The sequence below is a fragment of the Vibrio zhugei genome (assembly GCF_003716875.1).
GTDB classification, from domain to species: domain Bacteria; phylum Pseudomonadota; class Gammaproteobacteria; order Enterobacterales; family Vibrionaceae; genus Vibrio; species Vibrio zhugei.
The window spans coordinates 2336805-2357842 of record NZ_CP033078.1; the positions used below are offsets into that span (position 1 = coordinate 2336805).

The 21038-nt window shown below is 44.9% G+C and carries 19 protein-coding genes and 2 tRNA genes; 7 read left to right on the top strand and 14 right to left on the bottom strand.

The window, feature by feature from the left end:
- From nusA to rlmE, 9 genes are all read right to left on the bottom strand, one after another.
- Entirely contained in the window at positions 1-1488 is a 1488-nt protein-coding gene (gene nusA / locus EAE30_RS15970; protein ID WP_123016804.1) for a transcription termination factor NusA, read from the bottom strand.
- Positions 1489-1506: 18 nt separating this feature from the next.
- A complete protein-coding gene (rimP, locus tag EAE30_RS15975) occupies positions 1507-1962 on the bottom strand; it encodes a ribosome maturation factor RimP (RefSeq protein ID WP_123016805.1) in 456 nt (151 codons plus the stop codon).
- A 202-nt stretch (positions 1963-2164) separates the two neighbouring features.
- Positions 2165-2241: transfer RNA gene (locus EAE30_RS15980), tRNA-Met, on the bottom strand.
- Between the two features lie 54 nt (positions 2242-2295).
- Positions 2296-2378: transfer RNA gene (locus EAE30_RS15985), tRNA-Leu, on the bottom strand.
- A gap of 26 nt (positions 2379-2404) precedes the next feature.
- A complete protein-coding gene (gene secG / locus EAE30_RS15990; protein ID WP_123016806.1) occupies positions 2405-2764 on the bottom strand; it encodes a preprotein translocase subunit SecG in 360 nt (119 codons plus the stop codon).
- A gap of 240 nt (positions 2765-3004) precedes the next feature.
- Positions 3005-4345 (bottom strand): phosphoglucosamine mutase, encoded by a 1341-nt coding sequence (glmM, locus tag EAE30_RS15995; protein WP_123016807.1) that lies wholly within the window; start codon positions 4343-4345, stop codon positions 3005-3007.
- A 24-nt stretch (positions 4346-4369) separates the two neighbouring features.
- Positions 4370-5203, bottom strand: a complete 834-nt coding sequence (folP, locus tag EAE30_RS16000) for a dihydropteroate synthase (RefSeq protein ID WP_123017402.1) — start codon at positions 5201-5203, stop codon at positions 4370-4372.
- A 71-nt stretch (positions 5204-5274) separates the two neighbouring features.
- Positions 5275-7287, bottom strand: coding sequence for an ATP-dependent zinc metalloprotease FtsH (gene ftsH, locus EAE30_RS16005; protein ID WP_123016808.1), 2013 nt, complete (start codon positions 7285-7287; stop codon positions 5275-5277).
- 98 nt (positions 7288-7385) lie between these two features.
- Positions 7386-8015: a 23S rRNA (uridine(2552)-2'-O)-methyltransferase RlmE gene (rlmE, locus tag EAE30_RS16010; RefSeq protein WP_123016809.1), complete on the bottom strand. Its 630-nt coding sequence runs from the start codon at positions 8013-8015 to the stop codon at positions 7386-7388.
- A gap of 118 nt (positions 8016-8133) precedes the next feature.
- On the opposite strand from rlmE, the gene yhbY reads away from it, so the two are divergent.
- Positions 8134-8430 (top strand): ribosome assembly RNA-binding protein YhbY, encoded by a 297-nt coding sequence (yhbY, locus tag EAE30_RS16015; RefSeq protein ID WP_123017403.1) that lies wholly within the window; start codon positions 8134-8136, stop codon positions 8428-8430.
- 56 nt (positions 8431-8486) lie between these two features.
- On the opposite strand, the gene greA is transcribed toward yhbY, so the two are convergent.
- The gene (greA, locus tag EAE30_RS16020; RefSeq protein WP_123016810.1) at positions 8487-8960 is read right to left on the bottom strand and encodes a transcription elongation factor GreA; all 474 of its coding nucleotides are present in this window, start codon (positions 8958-8960) and stop codon (positions 8487-8489) included.
- A gap of 539 nt (positions 8961-9499) precedes the next feature.
- Between greA and EAE30_RS16025 the strand changes: the two genes are divergently transcribed.
- Both EAE30_RS16025 and dacB read left to right on the top strand, forming a co-directional pair.
- Positions 9500-10564 carry a porin gene (locus EAE30_RS16025; protein WP_164711880.1) on the top strand — a complete coding sequence of 355 codons (1065 nt, stop codon included), beginning with the start codon at positions 9500-9502 and terminating at the stop codon, positions 10562-10564.
- Positions 10565-10667: 103 nt separating this feature from the next.
- Positions 10668-12089 (top strand): serine-type D-Ala-D-Ala carboxypeptidase, encoded by a 1422-nt coding sequence (gene dacB / locus EAE30_RS16030; RefSeq protein WP_123016812.1) that lies wholly within the window; start codon positions 10668-10670, stop codon positions 12087-12089.
- Positions 12090-12176: 87 nt separating this feature from the next.
- Here the strand turns inward: dacB and tyrS are convergent, their stop codons facing one another.
- A complete protein-coding gene (gene tyrS, locus EAE30_RS16035) occupies positions 12177-13364 on the bottom strand; it encodes a tyrosine--tRNA ligase (protein WP_123016813.1) in 1188 nt (395 codons plus the stop codon).
- A 129-nt stretch (positions 13365-13493) separates the two neighbouring features.
- Here tyrS and EAE30_RS16040 point away from each other — a divergent pair, with 129 nt between their 5' ends.
- Positions 13494-14792, top strand: coding sequence for a peptidoglycan DD-endopeptidase ShyC (locus EAE30_RS16040; RefSeq protein WP_123016814.1), 1299 nt, complete (start codon positions 13494-13496; stop codon positions 14790-14792).
- 68 nt (positions 14793-14860) lie between these two features.
- Here the strand turns inward: EAE30_RS16040 and erpA are convergent, their stop codons facing one another.
- Positions 14861-15202 (bottom strand): iron-sulfur cluster insertion protein ErpA, encoded by a 342-nt coding sequence (gene erpA / locus EAE30_RS16045; protein ID WP_123017404.1) that lies wholly within the window; start codon positions 15200-15202, stop codon positions 14861-14863.
- Between the two features lie 317 nt (positions 15203-15519).
- On the opposite strand from erpA, the gene hemL reads away from it, so the two are divergent.
- The 3 genes from hemL (at position 15520) to rsmC (ending at position 19292) form a co-directional block, all read left to right on the top strand.
- Complete coding sequence (gene hemL / locus EAE30_RS16050) at positions 15520-16809, top strand: glutamate-1-semialdehyde 2,1-aminomutase (RefSeq protein WP_123016815.1); 1290 nt, start codon at positions 15520-15522, stop codon at positions 16807-16809.
- A gap of 263 nt (positions 16810-17072) precedes the next feature.
- Positions 17073-18164 carry an AI-2E family transporter gene (locus EAE30_RS16055; protein ID WP_123016816.1) on the top strand — a complete coding sequence of 364 codons (1092 nt, stop codon included), beginning with the start codon at positions 17073-17075 and terminating at the stop codon, positions 18162-18164.
- A gap of 99 nt (positions 18165-18263) precedes the next feature.
- Positions 18264-19292: a 16S rRNA (guanine(1207)-N(2))-methyltransferase RsmC gene (rsmC, locus tag EAE30_RS16060; RefSeq protein ID WP_123016817.1), complete on the top strand. Its 1029-nt coding sequence runs from the start codon at positions 18264-18266 to the stop codon at positions 19290-19292.
- An 86-nt stretch (positions 19293-19378) separates the two neighbouring features.
- Here the strand turns inward: rsmC and EAE30_RS16065 are convergent, their stop codons facing one another.
- Together EAE30_RS16065 and glnK are read right to left on the bottom strand one after the other, a co-directional pair.
- Positions 19379-20608, bottom strand: a complete 1230-nt coding sequence (locus tag EAE30_RS16065) for an ammonium transporter (RefSeq protein WP_123016818.1) — start codon at positions 20606-20608, stop codon at positions 19379-19381.
- 31 nt (positions 20609-20639) lie between these two features.
- Entirely contained in the window at positions 20640-20978 is a 339-nt protein-coding gene (gene glnK, locus EAE30_RS16070) for a P-II family nitrogen regulator (protein ID WP_123016819.1), read from the bottom strand.
- Between the last annotated feature and the right edge of the window lie 60 nt (positions 20979-21038).

Below are 21038 nucleotides of genomic sequence, written 5' to 3' on the forward strand. Positions count from 1 at the left end.
TTACGCTTCTTCACCAAACCAGCAGATATTTCGGGCCGCCATGATAAGCTCACCGGCACGCTCCTCAGACAAACCTTCAACGTCTTCTAGCTCATCCACACCTTGGTCTGCAAGATCTTCCAGTGTTACTACACCTTTAGCAGCCAATTTGAAAGCCAGTTCACGTTCAAGGCCTGATAGGCTCAATAAATCTTCAGCTGGTTCTGCGCCGTTGTATGATTCTTCTTGTGCTAGAGCAATTGTCGTTAGTGCTTGTTTTGCACGACCGCGTAGCTCTTCGACAAGATCTTCATCTAAACCTTCTACTTCAAGAAGTTCATTGACTGGCACATACGCCACTTCTTCCAAAGTAGAAAATCCTTCTTCCACCAAAAGTTCTGCGAAGTCCTGCTCAACATCAAGATACTTCATAAAGTTCTCAATAGCAGCTGTCGATTCTTCTTGGTGTTTCTTCTGTAGGTCATCAACCGTCATCACATTCAGTTCCCAACCAGTCAGTTGAGATGCTAGACGAACGTTTTGACCGCTACGACCGATTGCTTGCGCTAAATTATCGGCTTCAACCGCAATGTCCATAGAGTTCGCATCTTCATCAACAATGATGGATGCCACATCTGCAGGTGCCATGGCGTTAATCACGAATTGTGCTGGGTTATCATCCCAAAGAACAATATCAATACGCTCACCACCAAGTTCACTGGATACCGCTTGAACACGCGCACCGCGCATGCCAACACAAGCACCGACTGGGTCAATGCGTTTGTCGTTGGTTTTAACGGCAATTTTTGCACGAGAACCTGGATCACGCGCCGCCCCTTTAAGCTCAATCATTTCTTCGCCAATTTCCGGTACTTCAACACGAAATAATTCAGCAAGCATTTCAGGCTTAGAGCGAGTGATAAATAATTGGAAACCACGCGCATCTGGGCGAACAGCATACAGCAAACCACGTACGCGGTCACCTGGACGGAAGTTTTCACGTGGCAATTGGTCTTCACGTAAAATGACGGCTTCAGCGTTATTACCTAAGTCAAGAATCACCGTTTCACGGTTGACTTTCTTAACAACGCCCGTCACTAACTCGCCTTCGTTATCAATAAATTGTTCAACAACTTGTGCGCGTTCCGCTTCACGTACTTTCTGTACGATAACTTGTTTCGCCGTTTGTGTGGTAATACGGTCAAACGTCACTGATTCAATTTCATCTTCAACGAAGTCGCCCAGACCTAGCGTCTCATCTTCATACTGAGCCGCTTCAATCGAGATTTCTTTGGTTGGATTTTCAACTTCTTCAACCACTAACCAGCGACGGTAAGTGTCGAACTCACCGGTTTTACGGTCAATTTCGACACGAACTTCAATTTCAAATTCATGCTTCTTTTTCGTTGAAGTCGCTAATGCGATTTCAAGCGCTTCAAAAATACGCTCACGAGGTACCGCTTTCTCGTTAGAAACCGCCTCAACAACCGCTAAAATTTCTTTACTCATCTTTCTAGCCTCTAAGACTTAAAATTTAGGGATCAGGTTAGCTTTTGCGATATTACTTAACGCAAAATGTTCTTGTTGCCCATCAACACTGATCGCAACGGTTTCTCCGTCAACGGCGTCAATGACACCACTCCATTTACGACGGTTGCCAACAGCCATTTTCAGAACGAGGCTGACCTCGTGACCAATAAATTGCTCATAATGTGCGATTTTAAACAGTGGTCGCTCTAAACCAGGAGAAGACACTTCAAGGTTATAAGCCACTGATATAGGATCTTCTACATCTAAAACCGCACTGATTTGTCGACTTACTTCAGCGCAATCATCAACATTAATACCATTTTCATGGTCGACAAAAACACGTAATGTTGAGTGCTGCCCTGCACGTATAAATTCTAATCCAACCAGCTCATAACCTGAAGCAACAACTGGTGCTTCAAGTAGTTCAGTTAGTTGTCTCTCTAAACCAGTCATTTCAACCACTCCAGAAACAAAAAAAGGGCCTAGAGCCCAATTTAAATTCCAAACAAAAACCCGAATCATGATTTCATGAAATTCAGATAACAAAAAACCCCGATAGCCGGGGTTTTTTGATGCTGGACCCTGATAAATTGAGAATTACTTCTCAATTGCAGTGAGGTTAACACTGCCAAACTTGCATCCAAACCTAAAAGGTTGGTTGCGGGGGCCGGATTTGAACCAACGACCTTCGGGTTATGAGCCCGACGAGCTACCAAACTGCTCCACCCCGCGTCCGACTTGTAATGCATTATACGCATTAAACAAAGATTTACAAGTTTGTAAATATGGTGCCGAGAGAGGGACTCGAACCCTCACACCGAAGCGCTAGCACCTCATGCTAGTGTGTCTACCAATTTCACCATCTCGGCATAAACCTGACTTATCCTAAGATAAGTTATTGAGGGACGTTACTATCAGATTTTGTATCTGTTGATTCGTCACTCGCAGCCGGAGCTGCATTATCACTCGCTTTATTGTCTAATTGCGTTTGACCTTGTGTTGGGTCAACCCATTTAGAATCTGTTTTATGAGTAGAATAATTACCCAAAACTAAGCTAGTAACTAAAAAAATCAGTGCAAAAATTGCAGTCATTCGGGTTAGGAAATTTCCTGAGCCACTCGAACCAAAAACTGTATTTGAGGCACCAGCACCGAATGAGGCTCCCATATCTGCGCCTTTACCTTGCTGTATCAGCACTAAGCCAATGATACCAACCGCAGCCAACAGGTAAATCACAAGTAGAGCTGTATACATGTCGTCCACCTATGTTCCAATTTGTTGAGCCAGCGCCGTTCTTATCATAGGACTTGAACAAGGCTAGCGACCTTCCTCTCAGAAGGCGGAGGCAATACTAACCAATGCTCACTCAACTGACAAGAGGATTTTATAAAAAAAAGTGAATAATGAATTTAAACGCTCAAAAAAAGGCCAAAAACACAAACTCTTTAATAAAATTCAAGTTATTAGCCTAATTTCCATACAGCGCAAAGCACGTTAACAGTTGTCTTTGACCACTTGTGCGATATCAAGAGCCGATTGCTGTACCAGCTCTGCATCTTCCCCTTCCACCATGACACGGATTAATGGTTCGGTACCTGACTTACGTAACAGCACACGTCCTTTATCCGCTAACTTGCCTTCAACCGTTGCAACGGCTGCTAGCACTTTTTCATGTTCTAGCGGGTTAGTTTCACCACTGAAACGGACATTTTCAAGGACCTGAGGGTAAAGTGTCATTCCCGCAGTGAGTTCATGCAGGGGTTGATGATTCTCTGCAATCGCCGTTAGCATACGTAAAGCGGCAACAATCGCATCCCCAGTGGTGACACTATCTAAAAGAATAATATGGCCAGAGTTTTCAGCACCGATTGACCAGTTATTTTCGACGAGCGCTTCCATCACATAACGATCGCCAACCGCAGCCCGTTGAAATGGAATACCAAGTTCTTTAAGCCCATTTTCCATACCTAGGTTGGTCATCAAAGTTCCCACAACACCACCTTGCAAGGTACCACGACGTTGCTCATTACGTGCAATCACGTAGGCAATCTGATCGCCATCGACTTTATTGCCTTGAGCATCGACCATGATCAAACGATCGCCATCCCCATCGAAAGCCAAGCCCAGATCTGCCTGTTCCACCACGACTCGTGCTTGCAGTGCGCGAACATCTGTCGCTCCGACTTCATCATTGATGTTAGTACCATTAGGCTCAACCCCAATCGCAATAACATCGGCTCCCAATTCACGGAACACACTAGGCGCAATATGGTACGTTGCTCCATGCGCACAATCGATAACTAGCTTGAGTCCTTCTAAACTGAGACTGTGAGGGAAGGTGCTTTTACAAAATTCGATATATCGCCCAGCCGCATCGATTAAACGCGATGCCTTGCCTAGCAAGCCAGATTCGACACAATCAATCTCTTGATCTAATTGCGCTTCAATCGCTAATTCGACATCGTCCGGTAATTTGGTGCCATGAGCGGAAAAAAACTTAATGCCATTATCATAATAAGGATTATGTGATGCAGAGATAACAATACCGGCTTCTGCGCGGAATGTTTGTGTTAAGTAAGCCACGGCGGGCGTCGGCATTGGGCCAGTTAAAACGGCATTAAGACCCGCCGCGGCAAGACCAGCTTCAAGTGCCGATTCAAGCATATAACCAGAGATCCGAGTATCTTTACCAATGATCACTTTTTTCGTGCCTTGCTGTGCTAGGACACGCCCTGCCGCCCAACCGAGCTTTAAAACAAAGTCTGGAGTAATTGGATACTGACCTACTTTACCTCGTACCCCATCTGTACCGAAATAACGTCTTTCTTGTGACATATCTAGCCCTTAACTTATTTAATCTCAAATACTTTTTTTCATTAATTCGACGATTTTCATCGCTTCTATTGTTTCTTCAAAGTCGTGCACACGAATAATGTGCGCCCCTTTTGCTGCGGCCAGTGTAGCACAGGCCACACTACCGACCATGCACTCCGCCGGCTTTTTATTCAATGGTTTAAAAATCATCGATTTGCGTGACATGCCTGCTAAAACAGGCAATTGATATTGATGAAATTGTTCAAGATGCCCTAATAACTGATAGTTGTGTGCAACCGTTTTACCGAAGCCAAAGCCAGGGTCAATAATAATGTTACTGCGTAAAATCCCGGCTTGCTCACATGCGCGAATTCGCTGCTGTAAGAAGTCGTCAACATCCGTAACCACATCTTGATAAGTAGGGGCATCCTGCATCGTTTTCGGTTGCCCTTGCATATGCATAATGCACACAGGAACCTGAGCCTGAGCAACCACCTGCAACGCTCCGTCTTCGCTCAGCGAGCGCACATCATTAATCAAATCCGCCCCTGCCGCTATCGCTTGCCGCATAACTTCCGCTTTACTGGTGTCAATAGAAATCCAGATCTCTTGATCATGCTCGCGGATCGCCTTAACAACTGGGATAACACGCTCAAGCTCCTCTTCTAATGACACTTCAGGAGCCCCAGGGCGTGTTGACTCTCCGCCAATATCAATGATGGCGACACCTGCGTCACGCATTTGTAACGCTCGTCGTAATGCGTTTTCCACTTGATTATAACGCCCGCCGTCGGAAAAAGAATCCGGTGTTGTGTTAAGAATTCCCATCACTAGTGGACTTTCTAATAACAATTGTTTTTTGGGGGTTTGCAGCTTCATCATGATTTATTCGTTCCTTGTATCATAAAAAAAACCCCGACGAATCGGGGTTTTTATACACTTAGTGATAACTACTCAGTGTCTTTTTTCTTTTCTTCTTTTTGCGCTTCGCTATCATCCGAAGAGCTGTCTACAGCATTGGAATCTGTTGCTTGAGACTTGTGCTCTTCAGCGTTCTCGGTCTTGTCGACTGAATCATCAGACTGGTCAGCCGAGTCAGAAGCTTCCGCTTCACTGGCTTTTTCCAGACGATCAGACCATCCCGCAGGGTCACGAATGACGTCTTTACGAGCCATGAGGTCATCAATCTGCCCAGCATCGATAGTTTCATACTTCATCAATGCATCTTTCATTGAATGCAAGATATCCATATTGTCGATGAGTAGCTGACGAGCTCGCTCATAGTTGCGATCAATGATTTTACGAGTTTCATCATCGATGAGTTTCGCCGTATCATCCGACATATGCTTACTCTGATTCGCGCTGCGTCCAAGGAACACTTCGCCTTCTTCTTCAGAGTAAAGCATTGGGCCTAATTTTTCGGAAAAGCCCCATTGAGTGACCATCTTACGTGCAATATCTGTCGCACGCTCGATATCATTCGATGCTCCGGTTGATACTTTTTCAACACCGTAGATCAACTCTTCAGCTAAACGACCACCATACAGACTGGACACCATCGACTCGAGATGCTGTTTTGACATACTCACGCGATCTTGTTCAGGCAAGTACATCGTGACACCCAGCGCGCGACCGCGAGGAATGATCGATACTTTATAAACAGGATCGTGTTCTGGAACCAGACGACCGACAATCGCATGACCGGCTTCATGGTAAGCGGTGGAGGCTTTGGTTTCTTCCGACATGACCATAGAGCGGCGTTCAGCCCCCATCATGATCTTGTCTTTCGCCAGCTCAAACTCAACCATCGAGACATTACGTTTATTACCACGCGCTGCAAATAGCGCCGCCTCATTGACTAAGTTCGCTAAATCCGCACCGGAAAAGCCAGGGGTACCACGCGCGATCAACGATGGTTCAACATCATTCCCTAGCGGCACCTTACGCATGTGAACTTTAAGGATCTGTTCACGGCCGCGCACATCCGGGAGACCAACAACCACTTGGCGGTCGAAACGACCAGGACGTAATAAAGCAGGATCCAATACATCAGGTCGGTTAGTGGCAGCGATAACAATAATACCTTCGTTACCTTCAAAACCATCCATCTCTACCAGCATCTGGTTCAAGGTTTGCTCACGTTCATCGTGACCACCACCAACACCTGCGCCACGTTGACGGCCAACCGCATCGATTTCATCAATAAAGATAATGCAAGGTGATGATTTTTTCGCTTGCTCAAACATGTCACGCACACGAGAAGCACCAACACCAACAAACATTTCAACAAAATCCGAGCCTGAAATGGTAAAGAACGGCACCTTCGCTTCGCCTGCGATTGCTTTAGCAAGGAGGGTCTTACCTGTACCAGGAGGACCGACCATCAGAACACCAGTTGGAATTTTACCACCCAACTTTTGGAATCGACTTGGATCACGTAGATAATCCACCAACTCCTTTACGTCTTCTTTTGCTTCATCACAGCCAGCAACATCCACGAATGTCGTTTTGATCTGCTCTTCGCTCATCATGCGCGCTTTACTCTTACCAAACGACATAGCACCTTTGCCACCGCCGCCTTGCATTTGACGCATGAAGAAAATCCAGACTCCGATCAACAGAATCATAGGGAACCACGAAATAAAGATTGTTCCTAACAAACTTTGTTTCTCTGGTGGTGTACCCTGAACTTTAACGTTCTGGTTAATCAAATCATCAAGAAGCTTTTGATCGTACACAGGCATATAAGTGACATAGTGTGAACTACCACCATTTCGAGTGAAGGTAATTTCACTATTGTTGAACTTTGCTTCCTGTATTTGGCCTTGGCCAACTTCCTGTACAAATGTTGTATAATCTACTGTTTTCCCATTACTGTCACCAGGGCCAAAGCTCTGAAAAACAGACATAAGAACAACCGCAATTACCAACCAAAGAATTAAATTTTTTGCCATGTCACTCAAGGTGTCAGCCTCGCGATAACTAGTTGTAATTAAAGGTAGGGTACTACAGTTTTCAGGCCGTAGCTATAGGGTTCAATGTCATGATTACTGATAAAAGGTTACCCTTTGTAACCAGTAGCTACAACATAAACTTCTCGAGAACGAGCTCGTGAAGAATCAGGTTTACGGATTTTCACCGTCTTAAACATCGCTCTGATATTTTTAATATACTCATCGAATCCTTCTCCTTGAAAGACTTTGACCACAAAACTGCCATTTTTTGCTAAAACTTCTCGGCACATATCTAACGCCAGTTCAACAAGATACATAGCTCTAGGCTGATCGACCGACTGATTACCAGCCATATTCGGAGCCATGTCCGACATAACCACATCGACCATCGCGGGTTGAATACGTTCTAACAATGCGTTGAGTACGGCTTCTTCCCGAAAATCCCCTTGTAAGAATGACACGCCCGCGATCGAATCCATCGACAATATGTCACAAGCAATCACTTGACCACTATCACCAACGATGCCTGCAGCATATTGTGACCAGCCTCCCGGAGCTGCGCCTAAATCGACTACCGTCATCCCGGATTTAATAAGCGCATCTTTTTTCTGTATTTCTTCAATTTTGAAGATAGCACGAGAACGATAGCCTTTCTTTTTTGCTTCGTTTACGTATTTATCGTCAAAGTGTTCTTTCAACCAGCGGCCCGAGCTCGCTGAATGCTTTTGTTTACTCATTCCATTCCTAAATAAATGCGTCTATCAGAGAAAGTATGGTAGAAAATATAGTCTTCAATGATAGATGGCGCTAAAATGTGGGTTTTCAACCCTAATATTAAATAAATTTGGTCGCGTAATGAACCTAAGCAATAAACAAAAACAGCACCTCAAAGCACTCGCACACAACCTAAAGCCTGTTGTGCTTATGGGTGCCAACGGATTAACTGAAGCTGTTTTAGCGGAAATTGAGATCGCTCTAGACTTCCATGAACTGATTAAAGTGAAGGTTGTTTCTGAAGATCGTGAAACAAAACAACTCATCGTTGATGCTATCGTACGCGAAACTGGTGCTGAAAAAGTTCAAGTTATCGGGAAAGTACTGGTATTGTATCGCCCTTCAGAACAACGCAAAATTGAACTACCTCGTAAGTAGACAAGATTGCGACTCCAATAAGAAAAGGTCGCCATTGGCGACCTTTTTATTGAGCGTTAGATGTATTCGACACGATCAATTTCAAATACTTTATCCCCTCCTGGGGTAGTGATAACGACTTCATCACCTTCTTCTTTACCAATCAAACCTCGCGCAATTGGAGAACTGATCGAAATACGGCCAAGTTTAATGTCAGCCTCGTCATTCCCGACGATTTGATAGGTTTTTTCCTCGTCACTATCCACGTCAACCACGGTAACCGTAGAGCCGAAAATGACCTTACCAGAATTATCAATTTTTGTGACATCAATAACCTGCGCAACAGACAGTTTATATTCAATATCACGAATTTGTGCCTCGCAAATGCCTTGCTCTTCGCGCGCAGCGTGGTATTCGGCATTCTCTTTCAAATCACCTAGTTCGCGAGCTTCTGCGATAGCGGCAGAGATTTGTGGACGTAGCTTGAGAAGTTTATCAAGTTCTTTACGCAGCATTTCTTCGCCGCGTACAGTCATAGGAACTTTTTCCATATTATACCTCTATGCCAAAGCGATCTTTGGACAAAACAATACCACCCAACCCATATAAAGGTTAGGTAGCGCCGATTGAAATAATGTTCACCAGTTTAAACAAAGTTTAAAACGAAATCATCCAAAATCCATATTTAACTTTTTAAATTTGCGTCAAAGGGTTGCATGTAAAAATTCATTGTGATCTGGTGCACAAGAAAAATCTTATAAAAGATGAAAAAATAATCAAAAAATATAAAAAAATAATATTTCACTAGCCATTAATAAGCTCTTGATATTAATAAAAAATCCTTTAAAAACAATTCTTTGATATTTTTTACATTATAATAAAACACTGTTCTTTTATCGATTTTATATCATTTTACTAACCCATCGGGAACTATATGACCAAAATTGAATACGTAAATGCTTGATGTTGTAACGTCAGTTTACGTCAGGTGCAGGAACGCACCTAACTGATGTTAAGACGAGATTTATCAGGATCGATAAAACGTCTCAACCAACGTTTTTGTGGACACTACTTTTTAGGACTTAATGAGATGAAAAAGACTATCATCGCAGTAGCTGTGGCAGCAGCTGCCCTTACAACAGGTGCTAACGCAGCTGAAGTTTATAACGCAGACGGAACCTCTCTTTCTATTGGTGGTCGCGTAGAAGCGCGTCTTCAATTACAAGATAGTGACGCCAACGATCGCACACGAGCTCGTCTTAACTTTGAAGGCACACACCAAGTTAATGACAAACTTTACGGTCTAGCCAAATTTGAAACAGAATGGGCCAAAGAAGAACATAACGGTCAACTTGATTCTAACAGTACAGAGATTAAAACGCGTTACCTATACGCAGGTCTTGGTATGGATGCAGGTGAAATTACTTACGGTCAACAAGATGGCGCTTTGGTTCATTTGACCAACTTCACCGATATCATGTCAACATGGGGTAAAGCCGCTTCTGTTGATTATTCTGGTAACATTGTTGATGGTGGCCCTAATGCTGATCAGTCGACACCTGATGAATATAACTCTCTAGCAGGCCGTACCGATAACTACCTAGCTTACAATGCACAATTTGATTCATTAGGCGTCAGCGCTGGCTATCGCTTTGCTGATGGCCAAGACAGTGCCGATAACAACAGCCGTGTCGATAACGGTCAAGATGGCTATGCACTAGCGCTTACCTATGGTATTGCCGATACAGGTGTCGTTGTCGGTGGTGGTTATTCTGAGCAAAATGATAACGAGCAAGCCATGGTAACAACAGCATTCACTTATGATGCATTGTACCTAGCTGCGTTATACACTCACATTGACTACGATGATAATCAAGTACATAACTACAAAGGTTATGAGTTCGCTGCGGCGTACACCATTGATAAGACAAAACTTGTCGCAACGTATAACAAAGGTGAGCGTAAAGACGACACTGTTGATGCTCTAGCAGCAGAAGTGAATTACTTCTTTACGCCAACGTTCTTCGGCTATGTGGGTTATAAATGGAACCTACTTGATGACAGTGATAAAAAATCACTCACCAGTGATGATGGAATGTTACACAATGTTAACAAACAAGACCAAGCAATGGCGGGCTTGCAATACCGTTTCTAAACATTTGACGTAAGTTTTATCCAGTAACAACACCCGCCTTATAGCGGGTGTTTTTTTATGTCGCTATACTAAGCCCCTCAATGCTTTCAACTAAAGTGACATTATGCGTTCGATTTTTATTTATTTATTGGCCGTGTCTTGTGGGTTGCTTTCGCCATGGGCGGTTGCACAAAACAATATCAACACACAACTGACCACTCTTTCTCCCAATGCGCGTTACCATCTCGTTGCGAAGTCACTGGATACCAACCAAATCTTAACTCACTATGAAAATAGTGATTACTTTCCTCCTGCCAGCACCCTAAAAGTGTTAACCGCGCTTGCCGCGACAATAGAACTTGGCAAAGAATTCCGTTTTTCTACTCAGCTTCGTCAGTCTACTCACGATTACAGTATCGCCTTTTCCGGTGATCCTTCCTTAACGACTCAAGATATTCGAACATTGCTCGAAACCTTGAAACAGCATGGGGTGACACACATACAAGGCGATTTATGGTTGGATAACTCGGCGTTCACTGGCTTTGAAAAAGCAACTGGCTGGCCATGGGATGCACTGGGCGTCTGCTATAGCGCGCCAGCCAGTGCGATCAATGTGGATCATAATTGCATACCGGCCTCAATATATAGCCTCAAAAATGGCAAAACTCGGGTGTATGTCCCAGAGCAATATCCCATACATATCGAGAACCAAGTGATCAGTGTGAGCCCAAGCGGTAAGCAAAATCGCCACTGTGATTTAGACTTGCAAGCTAGACACGATAACCGCTATATCATCAGTGGCTGCCTCGTTAAGCAGAAACAACCTTTGCCTCTCAAGTTTGCGGTGCAAAATACGGGACAATACACACAGCGTATTGTCTATCGGCTACTGAATCAATTACATATATCCATTGAGGGGCGCGTGCGCATTGGCTCTCCCAAATCATCACAACACACAAAAACAATAGCGACGCATTATTCCGCCGCTCTTTCGCAGTTACTGTCCACTATGCTGAGAAAATCGGACAACCTTTACGCCGATAGCATAACGAAAACCTTGGGAAGCGTCGTATTCCATCAACCGGGAAGCTATCGAAATGGCACCGCTGCCATAAAGAACATTATTGAAAATCATACTGGTATTGCATTGGACGAGGCTCAACTTGTCGATGGGTCAGGTCTATCTCGAGATAATCGTATCGCGGCCTCAACCATGCTCTCTATCTTGCAATATATTGGCAAGCATGATGAACAACTCGGTCTCTTGGCTTTGCTACCTCGTTCTGGATTATCGGGCACATTAAAATATCGTCGGAGTTTGATGGCAGCCCCAGTCAAAGGCGCGTTATCAGCCAAAAGTGGGACCTTATATGGTACGCATAACTTGGTGGGCTTTGTGTATGATGCGTCAGGACGCCCCAGTAGCGTTTTTGTGCAATACATTACGGACTACTTCCCAAGTCAATCCGAGCACAATGTCCGCCCCACGCCTCTCACCCGTATTGAGCAAGATTTCTATCGCCAAATCATTAAGCAGACACGCTAGCCCCCACAGATAGCGGCGTTCTTTACGACTCACATTCAGGTATAAAAAAAGCGCCTTAAGGCGCTTTTTCTCTGTTCAATTGGCGGATTACTTAATCGTAATACGAGCGAATTTACGCTTACCAACTTGATAGACTGCGGTGCCAGTTTCCGGTACCCACTTGGTGTCGGCCACTTTTTCGCCGTCGCACTTTACTGCACCTTGGCGAACCATACGCATCGCATCAGAAGTTGAGTTCACTAAGCCCGCTTCTTTTAAAACGTTGGCAATTGCCATGCCTTCGGCCAACTCAAACTCAGGCATTTCATCGGGCATAGCGCCTTTCTGGAATCGATTGATGAACTCTTGTTCAGCTGCATCGGCATCCGCTTCAGAGTGGAAACGCGCAATGATTTCCTTCGCTAATAGAATCTTAATATCACGAGGGTTTTTACCCGCTTCAATATCGGCCTTAAACTGCTCCACTTCCTCCAATGGACGGAAAGACAACAGTTCGTAGTAATCCCACATCAAAACATCGGAAATCGACATGATTTTACCGAACATATCACTCGGAGCGTCATCAATACCAATATAGTTATTGGCGGACTTAGACATTTTTTTCTCACCGTCTAGCCCGACCAGTAATGGCAACATCATGACAACTTGCGGAGTTTGGCCGTTGGCTTTTTGCAGCTCTCGTCCCATCAGCAAGTTAAAGCGCTGATCCGTTCCGCCCAATTCCACATCGGTCTCCATTGCCACCGAGTCGTAGCCTTGAAGCAACGGGTACATAAATTCATGAATTGCAATGGCTTGGCCGCTAGCATAGCGCTTTTTGAAATCATCACGCTCTAACATACGGGCAACCGTTTGGTGAGAGCCAAGACGGATCATGCCTTCGGCACCCAACTTCGATAACCATTCAGAGTTAAATTGAATGGTTGTCTTTTCTGGATCTAAAATCTTAAATACTTGGGTTTTATAGGTTTCCGCATTGCGCATAACATCTTCACGGGTCAGCGGCGGTCTCGTTGTATTTTTCCCCGTTGGGTCACCCACCATGCCGGTAAAATCACCAATCAGGAATGTCACTTCATGACCAAGCTCTTGAAAGGCACGCAACTTATTAAGAATTACAGTATGACCTAAATGAATATCTGGTGCCGTTGGATCCGCACCTAGCTTGATTCGCAACGGTCGGTTTTCTTTTAATTTAGCAATCAGCTCATCTTCCGGGATAAGCTCTGCTACACCACGCTTAAGTTCAGCTAAAGCGGCTTCAATACTCGCCATTCTTTGTTCACTCCCACAGATTTGGCAAAATGTAATAATTCGACATATTACTTGAATAGCGACTACTTTTGAAACCAGTTAGACTAACAAGCAGCGAATTAATTTAATATTTCTCAAACCAAGCCCATTATCATGACCATTATTTCCCGTTTAACCTGGCTACACAAACTTTCCATTGTCATGTGTTCTGCCTTGATTGTCGGTGCAGCATTTTTTCTCCCCGATCCAGACAAACTCATTAATCAGCAAGAAGGGCTAAAGATAGGTCAGCCATACCCCCTTCCATTAAATCATGAACGACTCAGCGAACAAGAAGATCGCCTTTCCCAGCATACGCCATTAATCTGGGAGAAACACACCGTAAAATCGGGAGAAAGCAGCGCTGTGCTTTTCCAACGAGTAGGATTGTCTTCTCGTGTGCTCTATGCCTTAACGTCAAGCAACGCTGATATTCATCATCATTTAACTCACCTACGTCCTGGTGATGAACTGTATTTCGGCTTAAATGATCAACATGAGCTACTTCAGTTACGTCGTAGGATCAATTCCTATGAAACGTTTGTTGTCAAGAAAAGTGGCGATCATTACACCTCAACCGTCGACACCAAAGATGTCTATTTCCAATACAACTATGCGAATGCAACCATCCATTCCAATTTTTGGAAAGCGGCGAGCAACGCGGGAATCACGCCAAACCAAATAATGCAAATCGCGAGTATTTTTGGCTGGGATGTCGATTTTGCACTGGATATTCGTGCCGGTGACCACTTTGAGCTACTGTATCAAGAGAAAGTCGTCGAAGGTCAAGTCACGGAACGAGGCGATATTATTGCCGCAAGGTTTACTAACCGAGGGAAAACCTTTACCGCCATTCGTGACGATGCGACAGGTAACTACTATGACGAAAACGGCCGCGCAATGAAAAAAGCGTTTTTACGCTCACCGCTGGACTTTCGCCGAGTATCGTCTAATTTTAACCCGCGCCGCTTACACCCGGTAACTGGACGTGTCCGTCCGCATCGAGGGACCGATTATGTCGCCCCCGTTGGCACCCCGATTTGGGCGGCTGGGGATGGAGTGGTAAAAAAAGCAGGCTATAATCAATACAACGGTAACTATGTTTTTATACGTCACAGCAATACCTACACCACCAAATACTTGCATCTCAAGCGACGTTTTGTAAAAACTGGTCAACGTATTAAACAAGGGCAAACCATTGGTACGCTCGGCAGTACTGGTAGGGTGACAGGCGCACATTTGCACTATGAATTTCTCGTGCATGGGGTACATAAAAACCCGAGAACCGTAGATTTACCGTTGTCACGCTCTCTCAAAGGCCAAGCCAAACAGCAATTTTTAAGCGTAGCTAAAGAACGCTTACATCAGCTTGAGCGCTATAGCCATTTTCTCTTTGTTCCTTCCCAATAACACCAGCCAATAAAAAAGCAGAATGCCTGGGCATTCTGCTTTTTACGATTCGGCTTATCCAAAAAAGGTTACACGCTGAAAGAAGCACCACAGCCACACGTAGTCGTGGCATTGGGGTTATTGACGAAAAAGCGAGCGCCTTCTAGACCTTCCGTATAATCGACCTCTCCACCGATCAAATACTGTAAGCTCATTGGGTCAATGACCAATGTAACGCCTTCCTTATCGATGGTCGTATCACCATCGTTGACACTTTCATCAAAAGTGAAACCATATTGAAAGCCACTACAGCCACCACCGGTAATGTACACTCGTAACTTCAGTGCTGGATTTTCTTCTTCCTCAATCAGAACTTTGACTCGTTTTGCCGCAGCTTCTGAAAATGACAAAGGGATATTATTTTCACTCACAACGCTCTCTCCCATTTGTGTCACCACATGAGTCGATTCACCTTAGGGAATGAGTGACCAGTGATGAGCATTCTTATATAACGGCTCATTATCTAATACCTGACTGCTTCAATCAAGTATTAGCTCATATCGGACCAATAGCTCTGCACTATGGCTGAGTCTTGCCTCTTATGCCAGCTTATCGTTACGACCACTTTATACAGAGTGCTCCCCATAGGGAAGTGTAAAGAGAAAAGCAGGGAAAATATTTCGTCTGCATCAATAGAAGCGTACAATGCTCGCCATATCGGTCCCGAAATAAAGAAGAGGAAATTTCCATGACCAAATCAGCCGATCTCTATCAGCTTGCCCAAGAAAAAATTCCTGGCGGCGTTAACTCTCCTGTCCGCGCATTCAATGGTGTAGGCGGCACACCTATTTTTATCGACCGAGCCGATGGTGCGTTTCTGTTTGACGCTGACGGTAAAGCCTATATCGATTATGTCGGCTCGTGGGGACCGATGATTTTAGGTCATAACCATGTGGCCATTCGCGAAGCCGTGATTGATGCTGCACAAAAAGGGCTGAGCTTTGGAGCACCCACTGCCAAAGAAACGGATATGGCGAGCTTGGTCTCAGAATTAGTCCCTTCCATGGAACAAATCCGCATGGTCAACTCTGGTACAGAAGCGACCATGAGCGCCATTCGTCTCGCTCGTGGCTATACAGGCCGCGATAAAATCATCAAATTTGAAGGCTGCTACCATGGCCACTCAGATGGACTGTTGGTGAAAGCCGGTTCAGGCGCATTAACCCTTGGCCAACCAAGCTCCCCTGGTGTGCCTGCTGATTTTGCCAAACATACGTTGACCGCCCGCTATAACGACTTAGAGTCGGTCAAAGAAGTCTTCAAAGCCAATCCCGGTGACATTGCCTGCATTATCGTTGAACCTGTAGCGGGCAATATGAACTGTGTACCGCCTGTCGATGGTTTTTTAAGTGGCTTACGAGCGCTGTGTGATCAAGAAGGGGCTTTACTGATTTTCGATGAAGTCATGACCGGCTTTCGTGTGGCACTGGGTGGCGCTCAAGCGTACTACAACGTCACTCCTGATTTAACCACGTTAGGTAAAGTCATCGGTGGCGGTATGCCTGTAGGTGCCTTTGGTGGGAAAAAAGAAATCATGCAATACATCGCACCGACAGGGCCAGTTTATCAAGCTGGCACCCTATCAGGTAACCCTATTGCAATGGCCGCAGGCTATGCATGTTTATCTCTCTTGCAACAAGAAGACAGTGAGCGCCGATTAGACCAAAAAGCATCCGCTCTTGCAAAAGGCATCAAAGCCGTCGCGGATAAACACAACATTCCGTTACTCGTACATCAAGTAGGCGGCATGTTCGGTTTCTTCTTTACGGATCAAGAACGCGTGACCTGTTATGAAGACGTGGCCAAATGTGATAGTGAGAAATTTAAACAATTCTTTAATCACATGCTTAACTACGGCGTGTATTTGGCCCCTTCGGCTTTTGAAGCTGGCTTTATCTCGCTCGCCCATAGCACCGCTGATATCGATGCGACCATTGAAGCGGCAGAACGCAGCTTTGAAGCCATGAACCAAGCATAATATTTACGAGTATTGAGTAACAAGGCTGCGCAGATGCGTAGCCTTTTTTATTCTCTCAATCGCCTTTAATGCCAATTCCACACAACGAGGATGAATAACACGCCTAACACCCAAGCCGTCCAAGGTACGCGGCGTAGATGTCCACTTTTCTTTGCAGAACAGTCGCATTTTTTATCACAACACCCCATATTTCCCCTCGCTGATTGCGTCATTTTTAATTATTCGTCATTATACAGACATACCACTTTTCTATTGAGACCGATATGACTGAACACCAAAAAGTAAGAATCAATTCGAGCCATTGGGTATTGATCTTCGCTTTACTCGCGGCGGCGACAGCTTGCTATTTACTTATTGCTCCTTATATCAACTCGATCATCATCGCTTTCATCATTTCATTGCTGATGTTTCCGATTCATAGTCGAATTCACGGTAAAATGCCAAGCTACCCAAATATTAGCGCAATGATTTCCTGTTTTGTGCTCACCATTATCGTCGTCATTCCTTTATTGGCATTTTTCGCCGCCATCGCTCAACAAGGGGCAAAATTTTCGCAAAATGTCTATCAATGGGTTACCCATGGCGGGTTTGAAGCCTTTTTAAATCATCCATTCGTCGAACGAGCACTGAATTTCTCCAATCACTACCTTCCCTTTGATACCCTAACCCCCGAAAAACTGGGCGAGCGAGTGGCCAAATTTTCGACCAGTTTTGGTTCAGAACTTGTCGGAGCGAGTGCCAAAGTGCTCGGGGATGCAACCGGATTTATTCTGAATTTTTTCTTGATGATTTTTGTGCTGTTCTTCCTACTACGTGATCATCAAAAGATCATCGGTGGTCTCAGACACATCATTCCCCTGTCGCGCAGCCAAGAAGACCGCCTTCTCAACGAGGTCGAGAGTGTATCTAAATCTGCAGTGATGGGATCATTTCTGACGGCAATCGCGCAAGGTGTTGCCGGCGGATTAGGGATGTGGTTAGCGGGTTTTCCTGGGCTATTTTGGGGCACAATGATTGGCTTTACCTCCTTTATCCCTGTCATCGGTACCGCCTTAATCTGGGTACCCGCCACGTTATATTTGTTTGCCACTGGCGATACCTCATGGGCTATTTTTCTCGCCATTTGGTGCATTGTAATTGTCGGCTCTATCGATAACCTACTGCGTCCTTTACTGATGCAAGGCAGTGGTGGGATGAGCACTCTCATGATCTTCTTTGCTCTGTTGGGCGGTATCCAATTCTTTGGTCTGATTGGTTTAATCTATGGGCCTCTGATTTTTGCCGTTACCGTTGTGTTATTCCACCTCTATGATGAAGAATTTCGAGACTTTCTCAGCTGGCAAGATAAAAACTGATCTTGTTGCCGTCATTTCGTCATAAACCCGCATTCGTGTCTTCAAGCGGACGCGGGTTTGTGCGAGAATCAGCCGCCTATCAACTGAATGAGACATACTATGGCGAACTACACTGCTCCTAGCCAAATCGCAGAACGTCAAATCGACTACTTTGCTGATAAACACGTTTTAGTGGCGGGTGAAGCTGAAGATCACTTCCCACAACAACTGCTCCAGCACAGCGCTTCTGTTACTATTTTTACTACGGACTATCGCTATTCTCGTCAGTGGGATAATTCTGACAATATTCAATGCCATTTTAGTGAAGAGCTCAGTGACGATGTCACTGCTGACCTCGTGTTACTTTACTGGCCTAAATCAAAAAAAGAAGCCACTTACTTATTGGCCATGCTGATGAGTAAATTGGGAGTCGGAACAGAAATTGTCGTCGTGGGTGAAAATCGCTCTGGCGTAAAAAGCATCGAAAAGCTCTTTAAAGAATACGGGAGCGTACAGAAATACGATTCGGCCCGTCGATGTTCTTTCTATTGGGGCCAATGTGAAAACGTACCAACACCGTTTGATATTAACGATTGGTTTAAATCGTATACCGTTGAGTATCAGGGCAAGCAAATCACCATCCGCAGTCTACCTGGAGTATTTAGTCATGGCGAATTGGATATCGGTAGCCGCCTACTGATTGATGCACTGCCTAACTTAACAGGGAAAGTGTTAGATTTCGGCTGTGGTGCTGGTGTCATTGGCACCGTCATGTTGACACTCAATCCCAACATAGAACTCAACTTATGTGATATTAGTGCGTTAGCGATTCGTTCATCGCAAGAAACGTTAGCGGCCAATGGGCTCACGGCACACGTCTTTGCATCGGATATTTATTCAGACATCAACGATGAATATCAATTCATCGTCACCAATCCCCCATTCCACTCGGGCCTAGAGACCAGCTATGATACCACTGAGACGTTACTGGCAAGAGCGCCTCAATCCTTAGTCAAACGCGGCGAGTTGTATGTCGTTGCCAACAGCTTCTTGAAATATTCTCCCATCATTGAGCGAAGTTTTGGCGCTTGCGATACCTTAGCAAAAACCAAGAAATTTGTGATTCATCATGCGATGAAACGTCGCTAAATACACGTTGTGCTTTTGCTGACAACCGCCATAAAAAAAGCCTGCTCATCAAGCAGGCTTTTTCATCAGCGATGTTTTACTCTTCATTATTTGCCACTGACAAACTCTGGATACGCTTCGACGCCACAGTCATGGACATCCATACCTTCCATTTCTTCATCAGCTGTCACACGGATACCCATGGTCGCTTTCAAAATGGCCCAAACAATCAGGCTTGCCACAAATACCCAAGCAAAAATCACAACCGCACCCAGAATTTGTGCTCCGAAGGTCGCATCCGCATTACTTAGTGGTACAACAAGCAATCCAAAGACACCACACACACCGTGAACAGAAAGCGCACCAACAGGATCATCAATCTTCACTTTATCAAACATTAAGATACTGAAGATAACAATCACACCAGCAGCAGCGCCAATGAATACCGACATCATTGGTGAGGGAGATAGTGGATCAGCAGTAATGGCAACTAGCCCCGCTAGCGCTCCATTGAGGATCATGGTTAAATCCGCTTTACCCCAAGTAATTTTACATACAATCATCGCAGCAATAGCACCGGCGGCGGCGGCGGCATTGGTATTCAAGAACACTTGGCCGACGGACGTGGCATCATCAAAACTTGATAACGCTAACTGAGAGCCACCGTTAAATCCAAACCAGCCAAGCCATAGGATAAATGTCCCTAATGTTGCTAATGGCATGTTGGAACCAGGAATCGGGAAGATTTCACCATTTTTCCCATATTTGCCTTTACGTGCGCCCAGCAATAACACGCCAGCTAGCGCGGCGGCGGCACCCGCTAAATGCACAATACCTGAACCAGCAAAATCACTGAAACCAGCGGCAGATAAGAAACCACCGCCCCAAGTCCAGTACCCTTCTAATGGGTAAATGAATCCGGTAAGAACCACAGAAAAGACCAAAAATGCCCATAATTTCATGCGTTCAGCGACCGCACCAGAGACTACCGACATCGCGGTGGCAACAAAGACCACTTGGAAGAAGAAGTCAGCCTCAAGCGAGTGACCCGCACCATCGGCTTGCGTCCCAATTAACGTGCCTAAGGAAGGAAGCCAACCACCGCTGCTATTATCAACGTACATAATGTTGTATCCAACAATCAGATACATGGTGCAAGCGATCGCGTACAAAACAAAGTTTTTGGCTAAAATTTCGGTGGTGTTTTTAGAGCGAACTAGACCTGCTTCAAGCATTGCAAAACCAGCAGCCATCCACATAACCAAGGCGCCAGAAATCAAAAGAAAGAAGGTATCCAGTGCGTAACGTAGCTCCGTTACTGTTACTGATAGTTCCATAATAAGCTTCTCCGTCCTAGAAAAATACAAATTAAAGTGCTTCGGAATCCGTTTCACCGGTTCGAATACGCACAGCATGACTTAAGTCATACACAAAAATTTTACCGTCTCCAATTTTACCGGTATGTGCTGCTTTTATAATTGCCTCAACCACTTGGTCGACATTTTCAGCTTGAGTCGCGATTTCAATTTTTACCTTAGGCAAGAAATCCACTTGATATTCTGCGCCACGGTAAAGCTCAGTATGTCCTTTTTGACGGCCAAATCCTTTCACCTCGGCAACAGTCATACCTTCAATACCCACATCTGCTAGTGCTTCGCGCACATCATCAAGCTTAAAGGGTTTGATGATCGCATTAATGATTTTCATCTTTCTTCTCCAACACAGTGATCCATCGACAAGAGAAGTAATCCAAGGTACGTGCCAACT